General features: G+C 62.6%; 22 protein-coding genes. 14 read left to right on the forward strand and 8 right to left on the reverse strand.

Annotation, left to right across the window (positions count from 1 at the left end):
• Positions 1 to 109: 109 nt before the first annotated feature.
• The 13 genes from AC2S2E_RS03800 (at position 110) to AC2S2E_RS03860 (ending at position 9,233) form a co-directional block, all read left to right on the forward strand.
• Positions 110 to 568, forward strand: a complete 459-nt coding sequence (locus AC2S2E_RS03800) for a PTS sugar transporter subunit IIA (protein ID WP_486523756.1) — start codon at positions 110 to 112, stop codon at positions 566 to 568.
• Complete coding sequence (locus AC2S2E_RS03805; protein WP_486523757.1) at positions 565 to 903, forward strand: DUF1491 family protein; 339 nt, start codon at positions 565 to 567, stop codon at positions 901 to 903. Before AC2S2E_RS03800 ends, AC2S2E_RS03805 begins: the two co-directional genes overlap by 4 nt.
• Positions 904 to 1,100: 197 nt before the next feature.
• Complete coding sequence (locus tag AC2S2E_RS03810) at positions 1,101 to 1,712, forward strand: cell wall hydrolase (RefSeq protein WP_476106828.1); 612 nt, start codon at positions 1,101 to 1,103, stop codon at positions 1,710 to 1,712.
• Positions 1,713 to 1,799: 87 nt separating this feature from the next.
• A complete protein-coding gene (locus AC2S2E_RS03815) occupies positions 1,800 to 1,967 on the forward strand; it encodes a DUF1289 domain-containing protein (RefSeq protein WP_476106827.1) in 168 nt (55 codons plus the stop codon).
• 51 nt (positions 1,968 to 2,018) lie between these two features.
• Entirely contained in the window at positions 2,019 to 3,308 is a 1,290-nt protein-coding gene (locus tag AC2S2E_RS03820) for a glutamate-5-semialdehyde dehydrogenase (RefSeq protein ID WP_486523758.1), read from the forward strand.
• Positions 3,272 to 3,961, forward strand: a complete 690-nt coding sequence (locus AC2S2E_RS03825; RefSeq protein WP_486523759.1) for a nicotinate-nucleotide adenylyltransferase — start codon at positions 3,272 to 3,274, stop codon at positions 3,959 to 3,961. The genes AC2S2E_RS03820 and AC2S2E_RS03825 overlap by 37 nt, the downstream gene beginning before the upstream one ends.
• Positions 3,962 to 4,062: 101 nt before the next feature.
• Positions 4,063 to 4,470: a ribosome silencing factor gene (gene rsfS, locus AC2S2E_RS03830; protein WP_476106822.1), complete on the forward strand. Its 408-nt coding sequence runs from the start codon at positions 4,063 to 4,065 to the stop codon at positions 4,468 to 4,470.
• Between the two features lie 44 nt (positions 4,471 to 4,514).
• The gene (locus AC2S2E_RS03835) at positions 4,515 to 4,937 is read left to right on the forward strand and encodes a 23S rRNA (pseudouridine(1915)-N(3))-methyltransferase RlmH (protein ID WP_476106821.1); all 423 of its coding nucleotides are present in this window, start codon (positions 4,515 to 4,517) and stop codon (positions 4,935 to 4,937) included.
• Positions 4,938 to 4,940: 3 nt separating this feature from the next.
• A complete protein-coding gene (locus tag AC2S2E_RS03840; protein WP_486523760.1) occupies positions 4,941 to 6,137 on the forward strand; it encodes a murein hydrolase activator EnvC family protein in 1,197 nt (398 codons plus the stop codon).
• A gap of 76 nt (positions 6,138 to 6,213) precedes the next feature.
• Complete coding sequence (locus AC2S2E_RS03845) at positions 6,214 to 7,551, forward strand: S41 family peptidase (protein WP_476106819.1); 1,338 nt, start codon at positions 6,214 to 6,216, stop codon at positions 7,549 to 7,551.
• A 1-nt stretch (position 7,552) separates the two neighbouring features.
• A complete protein-coding gene (locus tag AC2S2E_RS03850) occupies positions 7,553 to 8,020 on the forward strand; it encodes a disulfide bond formation protein B (protein ID WP_486523761.1) in 468 nt (155 codons plus the stop codon).
• A gap of 1 nt (position 8,021) precedes the next feature.
• Positions 8,022 to 8,540 carry a demethoxyubiquinone hydroxylase family protein gene (locus AC2S2E_RS03855; protein ID WP_476106816.1) on the forward strand — a complete coding sequence of 173 codons (519 nt, stop codon included), beginning with the start codon at positions 8,022 to 8,024 and terminating at the stop codon, positions 8,538 to 8,540.
• A gap of 108 nt (positions 8,541 to 8,648) precedes the next feature.
• Entirely contained in the window at positions 8,649 to 9,233 is a 585-nt protein-coding gene (locus AC2S2E_RS03860; RefSeq protein WP_476106814.1) for a hypothetical protein, read from the forward strand.
• On the opposite strand, the gene xth is transcribed toward AC2S2E_RS03860, so the two are convergent.
• The 3 genes from xth to AC2S2E_RS03875 form a co-directional block, all read right to left on the reverse strand.
• Positions 9,234 to 10,007 (reverse strand): exodeoxyribonuclease III, encoded by a 774-nt coding sequence (gene xth, locus AC2S2E_RS03865; RefSeq protein ID WP_486523762.1) that lies wholly within the window; start codon positions 10,005 to 10,007, stop codon positions 9,234 to 9,236.
• Positions 10,008 to 10,246: 239 nt separating this feature from the next.
• Positions 10,247 to 10,585, reverse strand: a complete 339-nt coding sequence (gene erpA, locus AC2S2E_RS03870; RefSeq protein WP_476106811.1) for an iron-sulfur cluster insertion protein ErpA — start codon at positions 10,583 to 10,585, stop codon at positions 10,247 to 10,249.
• Between the two features lie 70 nt (positions 10,586 to 10,655).
• A complete protein-coding gene (locus AC2S2E_RS03875) occupies positions 10,656 to 11,084 on the reverse strand; it encodes a CBS domain-containing protein (RefSeq protein WP_476106810.1) in 429 nt (142 codons plus the stop codon).
• Positions 11,085 to 11,267: 183 nt separating this feature from the next.
• On the opposite strand from AC2S2E_RS03875, the gene AC2S2E_RS03880 reads away from it, so the two are divergent.
• A complete protein-coding gene (locus tag AC2S2E_RS03880; RefSeq protein ID WP_476106809.1) occupies positions 11,268 to 11,591 on the forward strand; it encodes a hypothetical protein in 324 nt (107 codons plus the stop codon).
• Here the strand turns inward: AC2S2E_RS03880 and AC2S2E_RS03885 are convergent.
• From AC2S2E_RS03885 to AC2S2E_RS03905, 5 genes are read right to left on the reverse strand one after another with little or no spacing between them, the layout of a single operon-like run.
• The gene (locus AC2S2E_RS03885) at positions 11,573 to 11,944 is read right to left on the reverse strand and encodes a (2Fe-2S) ferredoxin domain-containing protein (protein ID WP_486523763.1); all 372 of its coding nucleotides are present in this window, start codon (positions 11,942 to 11,944) and stop codon (positions 11,573 to 11,575) included. The genes AC2S2E_RS03880 and AC2S2E_RS03885 overlap by 19 nt on opposite strands.
• Complete coding sequence (locus AC2S2E_RS03890) at positions 11,935 to 12,366, reverse strand: acyl-CoA thioesterase (RefSeq protein ID WP_486523764.1); 432 nt, start codon at positions 12,364 to 12,366, stop codon at positions 11,935 to 11,937. Before AC2S2E_RS03890 ends, AC2S2E_RS03885 begins: the two co-directional genes overlap by 10 nt.
• A gap of 39 nt (positions 12,367 to 12,405) precedes the next feature.
• Positions 12,406 to 12,843 carry a DUF2497 domain-containing protein gene (locus AC2S2E_RS03895; RefSeq protein ID WP_486523765.1) on the reverse strand — a complete coding sequence of 146 codons (438 nt, stop codon included), beginning with the start codon at positions 12,841 to 12,843 and terminating at the stop codon, positions 12,406 to 12,408.
• Positions 12,844 to 12,885: 42 nt separating this feature from the next.
• Positions 12,886 to 14,382: a TolC family outer membrane protein gene (locus AC2S2E_RS03900; RefSeq protein ID WP_486523766.1), complete on the reverse strand. Its 1,497-nt coding sequence runs from the start codon at positions 14,380 to 14,382 to the stop codon at positions 12,886 to 12,888.
• On the reverse strand, positions 14,382 to 14,987 hold the full coding sequence (locus AC2S2E_RS03905; protein ID WP_486523767.1) for a protein-L-isoaspartate O-methyltransferase family protein: 606 nt from the start codon (positions 14,985 to 14,987) through the stop codon (positions 14,382 to 14,384). The genes AC2S2E_RS03900 and AC2S2E_RS03905 overlap by 1 nt, the downstream gene beginning before the upstream one ends.
• Positions 14,988 to 15,178 lie beyond the last annotated feature (191 nt).

Below are 15,178 nucleotides of genomic sequence, written 5' to 3' on the forward strand. Positions count from 1 at the left end.
AGCTGATGAACCAAACCTCTTTGCTTGTTTCATAAAAACACGCTATCGGCCCGGCCGACCCCGCTCGCTTCGTGGTGCGCGGGAGAGAAGGCTTAAACGAATTTTGGCGATGACCGCGCTGTTCACGCTCCTGCCTGATGCCGTGGGTACGGTGAAAGCCGATAGCAAATCGGCTGTTCTTGACTGTCTGGCCGACCGCTTTGCGGCGGTTTACGGGCTCGATCGCGCTCTTGTGCTTGAGCGCATTCTGGAACGCGAAAATCTGGGAAGTACCGGATTTGGGCGAGGGGTGGCCATTCCCCATGCCCGCATTGCGCTGGTCGATCGACCGGTGGCGGTGTTTTTGCGTCTGTCCGCGCCTGTGGCGTTCGAAGCAGCCGATGACATGCCGGTGGAACTGGTGTTCGGCCTGCTCAGCCCTGAGGCGGCCGGTGTGGTCCATCTGCATGCCTTGGCCGCGATTTCGCGCCTGATGCGCGATGACAAGATGCACGCGGCCTTGCTTGACGCGCCCAGCGATGAGGCGATTTATGCGATGATTGCCAATGTGGGCGACCGCAACGCGTGACGGACCGCCTGCCCGCGCGGATCGAAGTGTCCGCGTTATTGCGTCAGGTGCAGGCAGAGGGTGGCTTTGGCATGATTATCGCGCGTGGCGACCCGGATGCGGGGGCGTTGATGGTCGTCCTGTGCGACCGGGGTGCCGATTATCGCGCCTATGAGCGTATGCCCAGTTTGGAGGGGGGGCGAATCTGGCAATGCGCTAAGAGGCACAACGCCGAAACGCCCGATGAGTTCCCCGATTGGCTGAAAAAACGTGCCGCGCAGGACAATGATCTGTGGATTGTTGAACTGGATATCGCGCGCGGTGAACGGTTCATCGGATTAACCGCAGATGACTGATTGACCCCGGCACCGAATCTGGGCACCGCGCGAGCCTAATCTCGCGAGGGCGGTCTGTCCGGTAATGACACCGGGCAAACAAGCGCGCAGACGGGGGATATCCGGCAAGAAGTCGGGCGGTTCTCGGGATGTCAGCAATGGCAATCCGGCTGCTTCACGCTTGCGACAGGCTGTTCACCGCCCATTTGAAATTGTTCATGGCTCTCTTTCTCAAACGCGCCAGTCTGGCCTCGGTTGCTGCTGGTTTTCTAATTCTTCTTTACAGCGCCGCCGGTTCGGGCGCGGCCGCACAGGATAAAGCCCTGTCGTCGGTTCAACTGCAACCATCACTCAGCGTGTTTGACGAGGATGCCACCTCGAACGCCCTGATTCCCGCCCAGCAGGGCCCCGCTTCGCTCGCCGACCTTGTCGCCGCAGAGCAGGAAGCCAAGGCCCAAGACACGTCTGAAGAAATTAACTGTCTGGCTGGTGCCATCTATTTCGAAGCCGGTAATGAACCGCTTGCTGGTCAGCTGGCCGTTGGCCGCGTGATCGTGAACCGCACCCATTCGGGCCGTTTCCCCGCTTCTTACTGCGGCGTTGTTTATCAGCCCTCGCAATTCTCGTTCGTTCGCGGCCATCGCATGCCCGCGATCAACACGGAATCGCAGCGTTGGCAGAATGCTCTGGCGATTGCCCACATCGCCAATGACAACCGTTGGAAGTCGGACGCAGAAGGGGCGCTGTTCTTCCACGCGGCCCGTTTGAAGTCGCGCTGGAACGACAAGGTTCGCGTGGCCAAGATCGAGAACCACATCTTCTATCGTTGATCCCTCGCCGGATCCGATGGCTTCAAAGCCCCCTGTCATCCGGCAGGGGGCTTTGTTTTTGCGGGCCGTACCTCTATGGGCGGCCTGATGAAATCGCCCGCCTCCCCCTGTAACGGCGTTTGCCGGATGCATCCGACGCGGGGCCTTTGCGCCGGTTGCTGGCGCAGCGGGGACGAGATTGCCGCATGGCCCAAAATGTCGGATGCGGCCAAACGCGCACTGCTGGCCACGCTCAAAAAGCGACGCAAAGGCTGATACTGACGCGCATAGCTGACATGGGCCCGCAATTCTGCTAGGGGGCCGGCCATGTCTGATACGCAAACTCTTGAATCGCCCATCCAGACCGAAACGCCCGAAGCGCTTGTTGCGCGTCTGGCGAAGGCTGGCCGTGCCGCACAGATCGTCCTGGCGCGCATGACCACGCCGCAAAAGGCGGCGGCGCTGCGCGCAGCGGCCGATGCTCTGCGCGTTGCGGAACCGGCGATTCTGGAGGCCAATGCAAAGGATATGGCGGCGGGCGCCGCGCGCGGCCTATCGGGCGCGATGCTGGACCGGCTGAAGCTGGATTCGGGCCGTCTGGCCGGGATTGCCGATGCGGTGGCGGCGGTGGCCGGACTGCCCGATCCCGTGGGCGAAGTGATTTCGCAGGACGAACGCCCCAACGGGCTGGTTCTTCAGCGCGTGCGCGTGCCTGTGGGTCTGATCGGCATTATTTATGAAAGCCGCCCCAATGTGACGGCGGATGCGGCCGCGCTGTGCATCGGTTCGGGCAATGCGGCCCTGCTGCGCGGCGGCAGCGAGGCGGTGCATTCGAACCGCGCGATCCACGCCGCCATGGTGCAGGGTCTGGCCAGCGCCGGTGTGCCCGAGGCCGCGGTGCAATTGATGCCCACGCAAGACCGCGCGGCGGTGGGCGCGATGCTGACGGCGGCGGGGCTGATCGACATGATCGTGCCGCGCGGCGGCAAATCGCTGGTCCAGCGGGTGCAGGATGACGCCCGTGTGCCCGTGCTGGCGCATCTGGACGGCATTTGCCACACCTATGTCCACAGCGCGGCGGACCCGGATATGGCGCTGTCCATTGCGGTGAATGCGAAAATGCGCCGCACCGGCATTTGCGGTTCGATGGAAACGCTGTTGCTGGACGCGGCCTTCCCCGGTTCGGTGGCGGTGGTGCGCGCCCTGTTGGACACGGGTTGCGAAGTGCGCGGCGATGCGCGTGCCTGTGCCCTCGATCCCCGCGTGACATTGGCCAAGGCTGAGGATTGGGATACCGAATATCTCGACGCCATCCTGTCGGTGGCCGTTGTCGACGGTCTGGAACAGGCGCTTGACCATATTGCCGCCCATTCCAGCCATCATACCGACGCCATCATCACGGGCGACGCCGCCATCGCCGAAGAATTCCTTCAGCGCGTGGACAGCGCCATCGTCATGGTCAACGCCAGCACCCAATTTGCCGATGGTGGCGAATTTGGCCTTGGCGCGGAAATCGGCATTGCCACGGGGCGCCTGCATGCGCGCGGCCCGGTCGCGCTCGAAGGTCTGACGACCTATAAATGGCAGGTTCGCGGAACCGGACAGGTCCGACCCTGAAACCCAATGCGCTTCACATCGGCCTCATGGGCGGGAGCTTTAACCCCGCCCATGGGGGCCATCGCCGCATCAGCCTCATGACGCTCGCCGCGCTGGGGCTGGATGAGGTGTGGTGGCTGGTGTCTCCGGGAAATCCGTTGAAGCCGCAGGCGGGCATGGCCCCGCTGGGCGCGCGCGTGGCATCGGCGCGGGCCATGGCGCGTCGTGCGCCGATCCGGGTCTCGGCCATCGAGCGTGAGTTTGGCACCCGATATACTGTTGATACTCTGGCGCATATTCGTCGCCGTTGGCCCGCGAAATGTTTCACGTGGATCATGGGCGCGGACAATCTGGCGCAATTTCATCACTGGCGGCGGTGGCGCGACATCGCGCGCGCTATGCCGATTGCGGTTATTGCCCGTCCGGGTTATGATGCAGCCGCTGTTGCCAGTCCGGCAATGGCCTGGCTGGGCCGGTTCCGGCGGCCTGCGGCCAGTTTGAAAAAGCCGGCTGGATGGAGCGCGCCAAAGCTGGTGCTGTTGCGTTTCGACCCCGATCCCCGTTCGGCCACTGCCATCCGGCAGGCCAATCCGGCGTGGGCGCAAGGTCAACACGCACCATCGCTGCGGGACGGGTTGACGCGGCGCAGGATTGCCCAAGGGGGACGGGCATGATGCGCCATGAAACCTGTCGAGACGTTTCCGTATTTGTCATTTCGGCACCCCGGCCCCAGCCGGATCGGGTCTGCCTTCAGAGAGGAGTAGTTCTAACCTAAATGTCCCAATCCATGACCCCTTCGCCCGCCCCTGTGGCGGCGAATCCCGCACCAGCCCTGCCTGACGCCGAACCCGGTTCGCTGCATGCGCTGATCCTGAAATCGCTTGACGACGATCAGGCGCAGGAAATTGTCTCCATCCCGCTGGAAGGCAAGACCTCGGTGGCCGATCACATGGTGATCGCATCGGGCCGTTCCACGCGTCAGGTGGCCGCAATGGCACAGCATCTGGCCGAACGTATCAAGCATGGCGGTTTTGGCCATGTCCGCATCGAAGGTTTGCCGGCGGCGGACTGGGTGCTGATCGATGCGGGTGACATTGTCGTGCATCTGTTCCGTCCCGAAGTGCGCAGCTTCTATAATCTGGAACGCATGTGGGCTTTTGGCGGACCCAGCGCATCGGCCTGATCCGTTAGGTTTTTGGGGGCGCGGCAAAAGGACGGGTCGGCGCAATGCTGTTGCATATACTGGCCCGTGGGCGGATTGCCCGCTCGCCCGAAAATGAATTGCTGGACCGCTATTTAAAGCGGATTTCCTGGCCGGTGAAACATACCGAATTGCCAGACCGGGGCGGCACGATTCCTGCGCTCGCCTCCCCTGCCCGCCGCGTTTTGCTCGACGAGCGCGGGCGCCAGCTTTCTTCCGAAGAATTCGCCGCGATTTTAGGGCGTTGGCGCGATGATGGCGTGCGTGAAGTGCGCTTTGAAATTGGCGCCGCCGATGGTCATGGCGATGAAGGGCGCGCAGGCGCCGACCTGTTGATTGCCTTTGGCGCGATGACATGGCCGCATCTGATGGCGCGCGCGATGTTGGCCGAACAATTGTACCGGGCAACCGCGATCCTTTCCGGCCACCCCTATCACCGGGCGAATTGATCGATGCGCTTGGGGTTTTTGCTGATCGGCGCTTTGTTGGCAGGCTCGGCCAACGCGCAGGTGACCAATGCCCTGGACGATCCGGCCCAGACCCGCCGCGATTGGAACGAAGCACAGGCGCAGGCCAATCAGGCCCGCAGCCGCGCCGAAAGGTTGGAAGGCGAGGCCCAGCGCGCCAGCGCCGCCGCCGATAAAGCCGCCAAGGAAGCCGCCGCCCTTGCCGCGCGGATTCAGGAGGCGGAGGCCCAGATCACCGCCGATGAAGCCCGCATCCGCATTATCGAGCGTCAGCGCAAGGATTTGCGCGCGCAATTGGCGCAAAGGCAAAAGCCGCTGGTGGAATTGACCGGCGCGTTGCAACGCCTGTCGCGCCGTCCCCCTCTGGTGGCTTTGCTGCGCCCCGGATCTTTGGCCGACAGCGTGCATACACGCGCTCTTTTGGAAAGCATGTTGCCACAGGTGCAGCGCCGCACCGCCGCGCTGCGCAGCGAATTGGCCCGCGCCCGCGCCTTGCAGGAACAGGCCAAGGCGGCCGAAACCGCGCTGCATCAGGAAATCACCCAATTGAGCACCCGCCGCCGCGACCTGGGCGTGATGGAAGCGCGCCAGCGTCAGGCCGCCCGCAACGCCAATGGCGGGGCAAGCCGTGAGGCCGAACGGGCGCTGGCTCTGGCCGAAAAGGCGCGTGATCTTGGTGGTTTGGTGCAAGGTTTGGAAGAAGCCGCCGCCTTGCGTGATCGACTGGCTTCTTTGCCCGGCCCGGTCCTGCGCCCGACATCGGGACAGGTGTTGAACGAAGCCGTCTATGCCCCCTCGCCCAGCCCGTCGCCGACCTCGCTGCCTGATTTCCTGATGCCGGTGACGGGGCGGTTGATCTCCGGCTTTGGCGATGCTTCACGTGGAACAGTCGCGCGCGGCATCACCCTGACGGTCGCGCCCCAGGCGCAGGTTGTGGCCCCGTCATCGGGGCGCATTGCCTTTGCCGGACCATTTGCCGGATATGGCCGCATTGTCATTATCGACCATCCGGGCGGTTTCACCAGCCTGATCACCGGCCTTGCTTTCCTGTCGGCACAGGTGGGCGACAATGTCGTGGCGGGGTCGCCTTTGGGCGCCGCAGGGCCGGGGCGGGCGCAAATCACGCTGGAATTGCGCAAAGATGGCAAACCTGTGAACCCTTTGGATCAACTCAGCCATTAATTCTTGCATCATAGCGCATCTGGCAATCCGCGCCCATCCGGTCTAGGCTTGCCAGCGAATATCAGAAAGGCCCCCCATGCGTTCACGACTTGCCACTCTTGCCCGCGCCGGACTTTTGCTGGGGGCGGTGGCGATGGTGCCGGTGGGAACGGCGGGGCTGGCCGCGGTCGATGGCCGGGTCGCGCCGCAATTTTCCCGGCTTTATACGGTCTACAGCCTGATCAAGGCGCATTATGTCGATCAAACCGACGACGAGAAGCTGGTCAAGGGCGCGATCGACGGGATGCTCTCCAGCCTCGATCCGCATTCCTCCTATCTCGACGGGGCCAGTCTGGAACGGCTGCGCACGATGATCGACGGTGGCTATGCCGGCCTTGGCATTTCGGTGGTGCAGGAGGATGGCGCGGTCAAGGTGGTCAGCCCGATGCGCGGCAGCCCGGCGGAAAAGGCGGGGGTCAAGGCGGGCGACTATATCACCCATCTGGACGGCAAATTCATTGTGGACGGCGATCTGGACGATGCCGTGGCCAAGATGCGCGGCGAAGCGGGCACGCAGATCAAGCTGACCATTTATCGCCCCGGCCGGGATGAGCCGTTTGACCTGACGCTGACGCGCGCGGTCATCACGCTGGAGCCGGTGACGGGCAAGCTGGAAGGCAATGTGGCGGTCATCACCGTCAATGAATTCAGCCATGACGTGGGCCGTCTGGTCTTTGAACAGATCCAGAAGCAGCGCGCGGCCTCGGGCAATCATTTGACCGGCGTGGTGCTGGACCTGCGTTCCAATCCGGGCGGTGAACTGGACGAGGCGGTGGCCCTGTCTGATCTGTTCCTGAGCAACGGCGTGGTTGTGTCCCAGCGCGGGCGTCAGGCGGGCGAAAACGCGGTTTATCGCGCCGAAACCTATTTCCCCGGCGATCTGGTCAAGGGCCTGCCGGTGATCGTGTTGATCGACGCGGGATCGGCCAGCGCGTCGGAAATCGTGGCGGGCGCACTTCAGGATCAGCATCGCGCGCTAATCATGGGCGAACGCAGTTTCGGCAAGGGCAGCGTGCAGACGATGATCCCCATCGACAGCGCCCATGCGGTCAAGCTGACCACGGCGCGTTATTACACGCCTTCGGGCCGCAGCGTCCAGGAAGGCGGCATCGAACCCGACATCCGCGTGCCCCAGATTTCCGATCCCGATTCGCGCAAGCGCAGCGAAAAGGCGCTGCGTGAAAGCGATTTGCGTCGCCATCTGGTCAATGAAAAGGGCGTGGATGACAAGAAGCTGGAAAAGGACACCACGCCTGATCCGCGCTTCAAAATGACGCCGGAAGAATTGACCGCCAAGGGCATCAAGGATTTCCAGCTGTGGTATGCGCTGCAGACGATCAATCGTACGGCGGCGGCTCCGGTCAAGGGCAAGTAGCATGAAGAATCTTGGAAAGGCCAATCTGGTCGCGCTGGCGGTGCCGTTGGCGCTGCTGGGCGGGGCTTATGGTTTTCAGTATTTTGGCGGGCTGGTGGCCTGCGAAATGTGCTGGTGGCAACGTTACGCCCATTTTGCCGCGCTGGGGCTGGCGGTGGCGGCATTGGTGCTGCCGGTGAAGCGTTTGTTTGTGGCGCTTTCGGGTCTGGCCATTGCGACGGCGGCGGCGATTGGCGGCTATCATGCGGGCGTCGAATATGGCTGGTGGAAGGGGCTGACCGAATGCACCACGACGGTCAGTTTTTCCAACGGCGGCGATCCTTTGGCCGCGATCATGGCCGCGCCGGTCATCCGTTGCGATGTGGTTCAGTGGAAGCTGATGGGCATTTCGATGGCCGGGTTTGATTTCCTGATCTCCGGCGCGGCGGCACTGGTGGTTTTCGCGCTTTTGGCGCGCAAGGAGCGTTGATATGGCGATTTCGCAGCGGGTAAAGCGGATGGTGCGCGTCGATCAGGCGGGCGAATATGGCGCGGTGCGCATCTATGCCGGGCAATTGGCGGTGATGGGCGACCGTGGCCCCCATTCGGCCAAGATTCGCGAGATGGAAGCGCAGGAAGTCGACCACCGCGCATGGTTCGACCGTTTGATTGTTGAGCGTCAGGGGCGGCCGACCGCGCTTCAGCCGATCTGGCATGTGGCGGGATTTGCGCTGGGCGCGGCAACGGCCTTGATCGGGCCGGAAGCGGCCATGGCCTGCACCGCGGCGATCGAGACCGAGATCGACAAGCATTACACCGAGCAATTGGAAGAGCTGGGCGAGGAAGACCCTGAACTGGCCGAATTGATCACCAAGGCGCGCGATGATGAACGCGAACATCGCGACGCCGCCTTTGAAATGGGGGCCGAACGCGCGCCGGCCTATCCTCTATTATCGGGGGCGATCCGTCTGGGGTGCCGTTTTGCGATCAAACTGTCCGAACGCATTTGATTTTGTTCTGGCGCAAGCCCTGCGGCGCCAACTTCAGCTAGCATTCACCCGCTATCGCTGAGGGCTGGACAAGCCTATATTGCCGAAAACGCCTGAGGAGCCTTTGCCATGTTTCGCCCTTTACTCACTCTCGCTGCTGTTTTGAGCATGGCAACACCGGCTCTGGCCGCGCAGCCGACAGGTACGCAGGTCACCGCGCCGGGGGGCGAGCGGGTGAATATGGTCATCATCTTTGGCGACGATGAATGTCCGCAGGGCAAGGGCGAAGAAATCACCGTTTGCGCCCGCAAGGCCGAGAGCGAACGCTATCGCATTCCCGAACCGTTCCGTGAAAACACCGGCGGGCCAAAGAACGAGGCGTGGACCAACAAGGTGATCGCCTATGAACGCGTCGGCGCCACCGGCGCGCAGAGCTGTTCGCCGGTGGGCGCGGGCGGTCAAACGGGCTGCGTTTCGCAATTCATCAAGAACGCCTATGCCGAGCGCAAGCAGTCGAGCGACGTGCAGTTTTCCAAGATGATCGAGGCCGAGCGCGAAAAGCGTCTGGGCAAGATTGACGATGAGGCCGCACGCACCCAATCGGATGTCGAGGACGCGGAAAAAGCCTATTTCGCGCGCAAGCAGAAGCAGGCGGAAGCCGAAGCCAAGGCCGAAGCGGCCAAGAAATCCGGTCCCCCTGCTCCCGGTCAATAATTAATCGCGGATTTCGACCCAGACGGGCGCATGGTCGCTGGCTTTTTCCCGGCCACGATGCGCCTTGTCCACGCCGCATGCCACCAGTCGGTCCGCCAGTTCGGGCGAGAGCAGCGCGTGGTCGATGCGAAACCCATGGTCCTTTTGCCACGCGCCCGCCTGATAATCCCAATAGGTCCACACGCCCCCATTGGGATTATGCGTGGCAATCGCGTCGGTCCAGCCATCGTTGAGCAAACGCAGATAGGCATCGCGCGATTGCGGCTGCATCAGCGCGTCATCGGCCATCGCCTTGGGGTTCCAGATGTCGGCATCGGTGGGGATGACGTTGAAATCGCCCGTGACGATGGCGGGGATTTCCAGTGCCTTTAATTCCGCCATTCGCGCGCGCAGACGTTCCATCCAGCGCAATTTGTAATCGAATTTCGGACCCGGTTGCGGATTGCCATTGGGCAAATAGATGCCCGCGATGCGCACCCCCCTCACCTCGGCCTCGATATAGCGGCTGTGATCGTCCTCTGGCTCGCCTGCAAGGCCGCGCTGGGTCTCGATGGGCATCACCCCCCGGCCAAGGATGGCCACGCCGTTAAAGCTCTTCTGGCCGTGCCAGATCGCCTGATAGCCGATCTTCTCAAACTCATCGGCGGGAAAGCCCTCGTCCTGCGTCTTGATTTCCTGAAGGCAGGCCACATCAGGCTGCGTCTCCTCCAGCCACTCCAGCAGGCGCGGCAGGCGGGCCTTGATGCCGTTGATGTTGAAGCTGGCGATTTTCATGGGCGGTCCTTGGGATGAGAAGGTTCAGGTGCCTCCGGCGGGCAAAGGGCGGCGGCCCTTTGCAATCCCGTTAATGGGATCGTGTCGGTAGGCAAACTCAGCCTTCTTTACCGCCGGAGGCAATAAATTAAAGCGGCTTCGCCGCATAATGCCCAGCGGCGATTTAACGCCACCCCATTATGGGGATTGCCAAGGGACGAGTCCCTTGGCCCGCCGGAGGCACCTTTCCTCCTTAACGATCAAACCGCAAACGACGACCCACACCCACACCCGGCCACGGCATTGGGGTTCTCGACCTTGAACGCCGCGCCGCCCAGCGACTCGACATAATCGACCACGCATCCGGCAACGAGATCGAGGCTGACCGAATCGACGACCAGTTTGACGCCGTCGGTTTCGACCACCGTATCATCGGCCTCGACGCTTTCGGCCAGGCCATAGCGATATTGGAAGCCCGAGCATCCGCCCCCTTCGACCGCAAGGCGCAGGGCCGCCGGTTTGCCCTGTTTTTCCGCGATCCACGCGACTCGGGCGGCGGCGGAGGGGCTGAGCGATATGGTGGGGGCGGTGTCAGTCATAGACCCAATGTAGGCGCGCGCCCGCCCACTCGCAAGGCGGGCGCGCGCCCATCAATTCAGATGGCAGGGGTCACGCCATCTGAATGTAATCGCGCAGGGCGTCAGCTTCGCCCTGGATGCGGTCGATGCGGTATTTCACAAGGTCACCGATCGAGATGAAATCAACCATCCGCCCTTCGCGCAGAACGGGCAAGTGGCGGATACGGCGGCGGGTCATCAGGCCAAGGGCTTCAAGCACCGTGGTTTCCGGGTCCACCGTGATGGCGGGCGATGTCATCACCTGACCCACCACCATGTCGAGCAGGGCGGGGCCGTGTTCATTGAGGCGGGCGATCACGTCGCGTTCGGAAAAGATCCCGGCGATGGCATGGCCATCCAGAACAGGGATCGCGCCGATCCGCTTTTCCGCGAGCAATGCAATCGCATCACGCACCTTCATCGACACAGTGCAGCCAACAATATTCGCATTGCGGCCATCGATCAGACGGGCAATCGTCATGTTTCCTCCATCTCCCCCGTTATGGGTTATTTTGTCTATTTGTATGAGTATGACATAGCGTTCCCCCCATGAAAAGTGGGGATTTGCGCGGTTTTTGGCGGTTGGGCTGTTAACTGTTACCGATCCGCCACGCCCCTGCGCGCGGCTTGAATCATGGCCGGTAAAGGCGCATGAAGGCCCGCGATGGAGAACCGATCACCCTTTTCCGACACCGCCACGGCGGCCGCTGCATGGGCGCGTTTTCGCCGCATTATGCGCTGGATGTTTCTGGTGACGATGACGACGGTGATCGGCGCGCTGTCCGTCCTGTACAAACAGGAAGGCATGGTCAGCCCGCATTTCTATATTGCGGTGGCCATTGGCGTATCGTTTGCAATGCTGTTGATGTCGGGCCTGATGGGGCTGGTTTTCCTGTCCAGCGCCAGCGGGCATGACGAGCAAGTCACGGATTTGGCAACGGATGATCAGGCGCCGACACCCTCGAGCGATCAGGATTTGAGCCGGTAATCCTCCACCGGCACGCCGCCGATGATATGCTCCTGAAGGATGCGCTCCAGCACTTCTTCGGTGCAGGAATGATACCAGACGCCGTCGGGATAGACGACCGCCACCGGCCCGGCAAAGCACACGCGCAGGCAATCGGCCTTGCTGCGCATCACCCCTGCTTCGGTCAGGCCCAATTGCTTGACCCGCTTCTTCAGATAGGCCCACGCCTTGCTGCCCACGGCGGGGGTGCAGCATTCACCTTTTTGCGGCTCTGCGCAGAGGAAAATGTGGCGTTGGACGCCGCCCGGAGCCGCTGCGCCCGCTTTCGCCAGTGCCGATTCGGCCTGGGCAATCTCGCCTGCGCTCACCGACATTTCCATACCTCGATCATCTCGCGCAGGTTTTCGGGCAGAGGTGCCGCCTTGCCGCCCACCACATGCACCGCCACCGCTTCGGCCAGAGCGACCGGGCGGTCATTCTGCATCAGCAGGTGGCGCAGGCGAACGCTGCGATCCCCCACCGCCGACAGGCCCGAATGAACCTTGAGCGGGTGCGGATAAAAGGCCTGCGCCAGATAATCGATGGTCAGCGAGACCACCATGGTTTGCGCCCCGGCCGGAAGCGCCTTGGCAAAGCCACTGGCGACATGAAAACGTACGCGCGCGTCCTCGATGATCGCGGCCATCGCCACATTGTTGATGTGGTTGTTGATGTCCAGATCGGCAAAGCGCGTCGTCACCTCGCAAACATGCGGGTAAACGACGGGATCGAGCAGCGCGGGATCAGGTTTGGCCATGCCGCTGTCCTATCAGGACAAAAGCATGAGGTCGAGACTTCAGCCCTTCTTGCCGACGATCTTGGCGATTTCGGCGGCAACCATGCGTTCGACCATCGCGGGCAGGTTCTGATCCAGCCATTCGCGCAGCGCAGGCTTGAGCAGATCGGCCACCAGCCCTTCGAGCGAGGTTTCCCCGCTGCGCACAATCTGGGGGCGGCTGCTGGGTTGCGACATCATGGCCAGAGCGGCCAGAGATTCGCGCATCGAGGTGATCGCCGGTTCGCTGATCAGGTCAGCCGCAGGGTTGGACGGGGTCGCGTCCTCGTGAAAATACTGATCCGAATCAGCCAGATCGAGGACATCATCATGGCGCGATTCGGCCACCGTTTGGCGCGGTGCGCGCGCGTCCGATGCGGCGTCACGATTGTCACGCGCAATGACTTTCTTAATCGAATCAAGAATTTCCTCGACCGAAGGTTCGCCCTGTGCGCGCATTCTATGTGTCCCTGAAAATCGCATTATCGCCGAAACCGGCCCTCATTGCCCAAATGTTGAACCGTTCTGGGCAGGCGTGTCAACGGTACGCGTCGGTTTGCCCGCGCCCTGCACCTTGTCCACGCCCCAATCGGTCAATTCACCACGCGCATGGCGATAGTGGATTTCCGGGTCATAGAGCGTGCCCGCCTCCAGCCCCAGATCCTTGCCCGAAACGCGGCCCATGGCCGAAAGCAGCGAAAAGCCCGCGACATAGGCATTGCGCCGCGCGGTCACCAATTGGACCTGCGCATTCACCAATTCCTGTTCCGCGTTCAGAATGTCCAGCACGGTGCGATTGCCTACGCTGTTCTCCGCCTTTACCCCGCGCAGCGACAGTTCGGCGGCCTCCACCGCGGTCTGGCTGGCCTCGATGATTTGGTTGGCCGCGCGGTAATTGGAAAAGGCGGCGCGCACGGCGGCGATCACCTGACGCTCGGTGGCGATTTCGGTGTCCATTGCCTGACCTTCGCGGGCCTGGGCCTGCTTGATCTGGGCGCTGGGCCGTCCGCCCTGATACAGCGGGATGGTGGCGCGGATGCTGACGTCGGCGGTGGCGGCCGATTGCGCAATGGGAAAGGGAAAATTCCCGCGCAGCGCCAATTGGCCCAGATAATCGGTGTAATTGCCATTGGCCACCATGCTGACCTTGGGCATGCGTGATGCGCGGGCGGCCTGGCTGTCGAAACCGGCGGCCTTGCTGCGTTCGCGCGCGGCGGCCAGATCGGGGTTGCCGTCCAGCGCAATTTCCACCGCATCATCGGGCGTCGCGGGCAACGCGGGCAGCGGCGGCGGCGCGGCCAATTCGCCCGCTTCATGGCCGATGATCTGAATATAGGTTTCGCGCGCCTGCACCAGATTGGCCTCGGCCCCGCGCAAATTGCCCTGCGCCACGGCCAGGCGTGATTGCGATTGGGCGACGTCGGTGCGGGTTACATCGCCGATCTGGAACCGGTCGCCCGTCGCCTTCAGATTGGTGGAGAGCGTCTGCACCTGCGCCTGATTCAAGCGGACGATCGCCTCGGTGCGGATCACGTCCAGATAGGCGGTGACGGCCTGCGTAAACACGCTGGCCTCGGTGGCGCGCAGATCGTTTCGCCCGGCAATCACCCGCGTATCGGCGGCGCGGATCGCATTCCTGACCCCGCCCCCGCTGTAGATCGGCACGGACAATGTGCCGACCGCCGTGACCATGCGGGGCATATTGGTGGTCGATGCGGTGTTTTGGCGAACATATTCGGTTTCGGTGGCCGTGGCGGTCAACGAAGGCAATCCATCGGCCCGGGCCAGCGGCACCCCGGCATCGGTGGCGCGCAATTGTTCGCGCGCGGCCAAAAGGGTGGGATTGCTGTTATAGGTTGCCGCCAACGCATTGCGCAGATCTTCGGCGTGGAGCCCCCCCGGTGCCAGTATTCCCGGTGCAAGCAGCAGGGGCGCCATGAAAGCCATGGCCGGGCGTGACAAAAGCAGATGCTTGCGCGTTACCCGGCCATTGATCATCAGAAACTCCAGCTTTTGGGCGCGGCCAGTTCGGCAATCGCGGGGATGCCGATTTCGGCCAGCGGCAGATAGGAAACAGTGCCGCCAACCTTGCGGCCAATGGTCAGGCGGGTGATGCCCTTCTGGATCGTGCCGGTGACAATGCGGCCTTCGGCGGCCAGCGCATCGGTCAGAACAGCAGGCACTTCACCCGCCGCGCCGTCGATCAGGATCAGCGTATAGCCGGTGCCCGGCAGACCGCCGCTCAGCGCGGCAACATCGATCTTGTCGACATTGCTGTTCAGCTTGCCCACCACAGCGGCCAGATAGTCGCTGCCTGCGGTGACAACCAGAACCTTGTCCGAAGCCAGCGGCTCGGCCGCGCCCAGCAGCTTGCCATGGAACAAAGGCGCAGGCAGAGCGCGGCCCTGGCCCATCGGCACGGCGCGGTCGATATAGGCCGCCGCGCGATATTCCACCGGCACGTAATCTTCGCGCGCCACGCTGGCCAATGCCGACAACACCCACGGTTCATTCACGCCGCAAGTGCGCAGCTGGCTGTCGATCATGGCGCGGCGAGCCGTACCTGCTTCGGCGCCTTCGGGTGCATAGTGGATTTCGCTCATGCCATCACAATCCTTGACCAAGGCCGTATTACATACATAACACAGTAATGCAATAGGCCAGACCTGCCTTCAATTACGCGCGCGCTTCTAGGGCAAAGGAGCCGCCAAAGCCAAGCGGTTTGACGCGGAAATCCCGGCAAATTCGCCACAAATGACCGCGACTTTTGTCATAACCGCCGCTTTACCCTTGG

Source organism: Novosphingobium sp. 550D (genome assembly GCF_057401885.1).